Genomic DNA, 4,940 nt, shown 5'->3' on the forward strand with positions numbered 1-4,940 from the left:
AACCACCTCCGCAGCCATTTATTGGTGTGGTCTACAGAGGATTATGTCTTTTTAGAGGGGAAAATCCCTAGAACCCCTAAATGGTAATGCGGCAGGCATACGTTGTCCATATGTTGTAACTATTCATTCTATAAATTTTACTTGATCAATATCAAAAGTCAGGATTATTATGCCGATCGGTACAAAACTAACATAAGGATAGCGAGATGGTAGGCAAACACCTTAGAACGCCTCTTCTACTAATCTCATTTGCAGCGCCATTGGTGTTGTCTGGATGTCAAGATTCACGCGCCGAAGCACCTGCATCAGCACCGCCACCACCAACGGTTGAAGTGGCACAAGTGCTTGTAGAACAGGTTACCGAGCTTGATCAATACACTGGTCGATTAGAATCACCTCAAACCGTCACCGTAATGCCTCGTGTATCGGGTTACGTAGACCGTGTTCACTTCCGTGAAGGCCATCTCGTAGAAGCTGGAGACGTGCTTTTTTCAATCGACAATCGTTTGTTTGTTGCTGAAGTTAACCGTTTGAAAGCGGAACTTAGCAGTGCTCAAACAAGCTTGAACCAAGCAATCAAAGATTATGAACGTGCACAAAGACTAAGCAAAACTAAAGCAATTTCTCAAGAGACCGTTGATGCGCGTTTTGCAGATCAGCAGCGTAGCGTTGCAAGTGTTTCAGCTCTTAAAGCTGCTTTGGCAAAAGCGGAACTAGACCTTGAATTCACTCTAGTTCGCGCGCCGATTGCAGGCAAAGTTTCTTTCGCAGAGGTGACCAAAGGTAACTATGTAACTACGGGTCAAACCGTTCTTACGTCACTGGTATCTACTTCGAAAATGTACGCTTATTTCGACATTGATGAGCGTAGTTTCCTTAAATATCAAGAGATTAATAACCTCATCTCAGCGGATGGTGAAATTGAAAATGTCGTCCAAATGTCGTTGGCTAACGATACCGATTTCCCTCATATCGGTTACATCGACTTTGTAGACAATGCGATTGACGAAGCAACGGGAACCATTCAAGTTCGCGCCGTTTTTGATAATGCGGATAAGAAATTTTTACCGGGTATGTTCGCCAAAATGCGTATCGCTGGCTCGGATAGCTACCAAGGTGTGTTGATTGATAACAAGGCGATTGGTACCGATCTGAATAACAAGTATGTCTTGGTTTTAGGCGATGACAATATTGTCCAATACCGAGCAATCTCTCTTGGTGAAGGCCTTAACGGTCTGCGCATTGTATTGGATGGCCTAAAAGGCGACGAAAAGATTGTCGTCAATGGCTTACAACGCGTTCGTGCCAACATGCCTGTTACGCCCGATGAAGTTGCAATGGCTGATGAAAACACCCTTGCCAATATTCGCCAGCAACAAGCATTACGAGACCAGCAGCGCAGTGAGCTACTGACTCTGCAAGTGAAGCAATAAAGGAACCATTGCAATGTTTTCCCAGTTCTTTATTCGTCGGCCGATCTTTGCATCCGTGCTGTCGATACTCATATTCATCGGTGGTGCATTGTCAGTATGGCAACTGCCTATCACTGAATACCCCGAGGTTGTACCTCCGACTGTCGTTGTAACAGCGACTTACCCGGGTGCGAACCCGAAAGTGATTGCGGATACCGTCGCGTCTCCCCTCGAAGAAGAGATTAACGGCGTAGAAGACATGCTGTATATGTCTTCTCAAGCGACTTCTGATGGCGTGATGACGTTAACCGTCACCTTTGCCATTGGTGCCGACGTAGACAAAGCGCAAACCCTAGTTCAAAGCCGTGTTGATCGTGCCCTACCTCGTTTGCCTGAAACCGTTCAGCGACTTGGTGTTGTGACGGAAAAGTCATCACCAGACTTAACCATGGTCGTTCACTTGGTGTCGCCTGATGAGCGTTATGACCTACTTTATCTTGCGAACTATGCAGCGCTTAACGTTAAAGATGAACTTGCCCGAATCGAAGGTGTGGGTGCCGTTCGCCTGTTTGGTGGTGGCGAATACAGCATGCGTATTTGGCTTGATCCAAACAAGGTCGCAAGCCTGGACCTCAACCCTAGTGAAGTCATTTCTGCGATTCGCGAACAGAACCAACAAGCTGCAGCAGGTAGCCTTGGTGCTCAACCAAGTGGCTCGTCAGACTTCCAGTTGCTTATTAATGTCAAAGGACGTTTAAGCGAAGTTGAAGAGTTCGAGAACATCATCATCAAGGTTGGTGAAGATGGTCAGATCAACCATTTGAAAGATGTCGCTCGTATTGAATTAGGTGCCGAAACCTACTCACTTCGTTCACTACTTGATAACCAAGACGCAGTTGCCATTCCAATCTTCCAAGCTTCTGGCTCAAACGCGATTCAGATCTCTGATGACGTAAGAGCGAAAATGGAAGAGCTGTCAGCTAGCTTCCCTCAAGGTGTGAGCTACGAGATTGTTTACGACCCAACGGTATTCGTTCGTGGTTCTATTGAAGCGGTAGTGCAGACACTGCTTGAAGCGGTATTACTTGTTGTACTAGTTATTGTTCTGTTCCTGCAAACTTGGCGCGCATCGATCATCCCATTAGTTGCGGTTCCGGTTTCATTAGTTGGTACGTTCGCCTTCATGTACTTAATGGGCTTCTCTTTAAATGCTCTGTCACTGTTTGGCTTAGTACTCGCTATCGGTATCGTTGTTGATGATGCGATCGTGGTGGTCGAAAACGTCGAGCGAAACATCGAAGAAGGTCTTGCTCCTATTGCGGCGACAGAAAAAGCGATGCGAGAGGTTACAGGCCCAATTGTTGCGACGACGTTGGTGCTCGCTGCGGTATTCATCCCGACTGCGTTTATGTCTGGCTTAACGGGTCAGTTCTATAAACAGTTTGCGTTGACCATTACTATTTCAACGTTCATTTCAGCTATTAACTCGCTGACTTTGAGCCCGGCTCTTTCTGCCCTGTTGTTACGTGGTCACGACCAACCGAAAGATTGGCTCACGCGTGCAATGGATGGCTTGTTCGGACGCTTCGTATTTACCCCATTCAATAAGCTATTTAACAAAGGTTCTATCGCTTACGGTTACGCGGTGAAGAAGAGCATTCGACTTGGCGCACTGATTGGTGTGATGTATGTTGGCCTGCTTGGCTTAACGGCTTACCAATTCGATCAGACTCCTACGGGTTATGTGCCGGGTCAAGATAAGCAGTACTTGGTTGCATTCGCGCAACTGCCAGACGCGGCTTCACTTGAGCGTACCGATGCAGTGATTCGTGAGATGTCCGAGATTGCTTTGGCACAACCAGGCGTTGAACACTCCGTTGCATTCCCAGGTCTGAGCATTAACGGGTTCACCAATAGTCCAAACAGCGGTATCGTGTTCACTCCGTTGGCTGATTTCGACGAGCGTCAAGATCCGAGTCTTAGCGCAAATGCGATTGCAGGTCAGCTGAACCAAAAATTTGCTTCTATCCCTGATGCATTCATCGCGATCTTTCCACCACCACCGGTTCAGGGTCTGGGTACGATTGGCGGTTTCCGTTTGCAGATCCAAGATCGAGCGAACCACGGCTACGAAGCGCTATACGGTGTCACTCAACAAGTGATCATGAAAGCATGGGCGCACCCGGCACTAACTGGTGTGTTCTCAAGCTATCAAGTTAATGTTCCACAGTTAGACCTGGATGTTGACCGTACGAAAGCGCTCAAGCAAGACCTATCATTAGACGATGTTTTCTCTACCCTGCAATCCTACATGGGGAGCACGTACGTCAATGATATCAACCGCTTTGGTCGCACATACCAAGTGAACGTTCAGGCCGACGAAGAGTTCCGCCAAACACCAGAGCAGATTCGCCAACTAGAGGTTCGAAATGCGAACGGTGAAATGATTCCTTTAGGCGCGTTTGTTGATGTGAATTACAGTGCTGGTCCTGACCGTGTGATGCATTACAACGCTTATACCACAGCAGAGATCAATGGTAGCCCTATGCCAGGTTTCAGCTCAGGTGAAGCGCAAGCAGCGATTGAGCAGATCCTTGCAGAGACACTACCGATTGGCATGACTTACGAATGGACCGAGCTGACCTACCAACAGAAGTTGGCCGGTGATACAGCTATGTTGATCTACCCACTGGTTATCTTGTTGGTGTTCCTTGTACTTGCTGCGCAATACGAAAGTGTACGTCTTCCGATGGCAATCATCTTAATCATTCCTATGACGCTTCTATCGGCGATCAGCGGTGTGATTCTATGGGGTAGCGACAACAATATTTTCACTCAAATTGGTCTAATCGTACTGGTTGGTTTGGCAACTAAAAACGCCATCCTAATCGTAGAATTCGCCAAAGAGTTGCAAGATAAAGGTCGCACTGTGATGGAGGCTGTTCTTGAAGCATCACGCTTACGTCTTCGCCCAATCTTGATGACGTCGATTGCCTTCATCATGGGTGTGGTTCCAATGGTGTTCTCTACTGGTGCCGGTGCTGAAATGAGACAAGCAATGGGTATCGCTGTGTTCTCTGGCATGATTGGTGTAACCATATTCGGTCTGCTACTCACGCCACTGTTCTACTACGTATTGGCTAAACGTACTCCTAAAGAGCAGAGTGACAACACAGAGCAAGTTGCACTAGAGCCGATTAACGAATCCACTGTCTAATCCTTTATTTTGAGTGATTAGAAAGGCAGCCCGTGCTATTTGGGGCTGCCTTTTTTTCGTTAAGGACTCAACGGCAATTCCAGCCGTTATTTTTTGTTCAGTCTAGAAACTGTTGAATATCGTCGACGTCCATTAACTCTGACGATAAATACCGCTCTGCATAGTTGCGATAAACACCGCTCGTTAAAAGCAGGTGGAAAATCTCTTTATCAATATGTTCATTCTCCGCCATTTTGGGGTTCTAGGGATTTTCCCCTCTAAAAAGACATAATCCTCTGTAGACCACACCAATAAATGGCTGCGGAGGTGGG

The 4,940-nt window shown here is 47.0% G+C and carries 3 protein-coding genes; 2 read left to right on the top strand and 1 reads right to left on the bottom strand.

Annotated elements, in window-relative coordinates:
• Positions 1 to 206: 206 nt before the first annotated feature.
• Complete coding sequence (locus R8N49_RS24080) at positions 207 to 1,433, top strand: efflux RND transporter periplasmic adaptor subunit (protein WP_203347287.1); 1,227 nt, start codon at positions 207 to 209, stop codon at positions 1,431 to 1,433.
• A 13-nt stretch (positions 1,434 to 1,446) separates the two neighbouring features.
• Positions 1,447 to 4,629, top strand: a complete 3,183-nt coding sequence (locus tag R8N49_RS24085) for an efflux RND transporter permease subunit (protein WP_203347286.1) — start codon at positions 1,447 to 1,449, stop codon at positions 4,627 to 4,629.
• A gap of 97 nt (positions 4,630 to 4,726) precedes the next feature.
• Here the strand turns inward: R8N49_RS24085 and R8N49_RS24090 are convergent, their stop codons facing one another.
• Positions 4,727 to 4,861, bottom strand: a complete 135-nt coding sequence (locus R8N49_RS24090; RefSeq protein ID WP_257898055.1) for a hypothetical protein — start codon at positions 4,859 to 4,861, stop codon at positions 4,727 to 4,729.
• Positions 4,862 to 4,940 lie beyond the last annotated feature (79 nt).

The sequence above is a fragment of the Vibrio sp. 1978 genome (genome assembly GCF_033344345.1).

Coding starts and splice junctions, on each gene's coding strand:
- R8N49_RS24085 (WP_203347286.1), top strand. CDS start 1,447: ATGTTTTCCCAGTTCTTTATTCGTCGGCCGATCTTTGCATCCGTGCTG.
- R8N49_RS24080 (WP_203347287.1), top strand. CDS start 207: ATGGTAGGCAAACACCTTAGAACGCCTCTTCTACTAATCTCATTTGCA.
- R8N49_RS24090 (WP_257898055.1), bottom strand. CDS start 4,861: ATGGCGGAGAATGAACATATTGATAAAGAGATTTTCCACCTGCTTTTA.